Genomic DNA, 336 nt, shown 5'->3' with positions numbered 1-336 from the left:
ATAAGAGACAGGTGCTGCCGGAAGTGGCGATCAAACCGGCCGATGCCTATAACCAGCTGGTACGTGGTGAAGTAGAGGCGGTGCCGATTGAGTTACTGGAAGGCCGAATTGCCGCGGTGATGCTGGTGCCATATCCGCCAGGTATTCCGCTTATCCTTCCGGGCGATCCCTTCACTGCGCATACCCTCTCTCTTATACACATCTCCCAGCACACGAGACGAACTCCGCGATCTCCTATGCNAGTTACTGGAAGGCCGAATTGCCGCGGTGATGCTGGTGCCATATCCGCCAGGTATTCCGCTGATCATGCCGGGCGAGCGCTTTACTGCGCATACC

The 336-nt window shown here is 57.0% G+C and carries 2 pseudogenes; both read left to right on the top strand.

Annotated elements, in window-relative coordinates:
- Positions 1 to 197: pseudogene (locus tag ACQ4LH_RS21365) on the top strand (hypothetical protein); the annotation flags it as partial.
- A 46-nt stretch (positions 198 to 243) separates the two neighbouring features.
- A pseudogene (locus ACQ4LH_RS21360) lies at positions 244 to 336 on the top strand (hypothetical protein); the annotation flags it as partial.

Source organism: Pseudomonas peli (assembly GCF_050563605.1).
Taxonomy (GTDB): Bacteria; Pseudomonadota; Gammaproteobacteria; order Pseudomonadales; family Pseudomonadaceae; genus Aquipseudomonas; species Aquipseudomonas peli_A.
The sequence above is the reverse complement of the archived record's forward strand: the minus strand, read 5'-3'. Positions and strand labels throughout refer to the sequence as shown.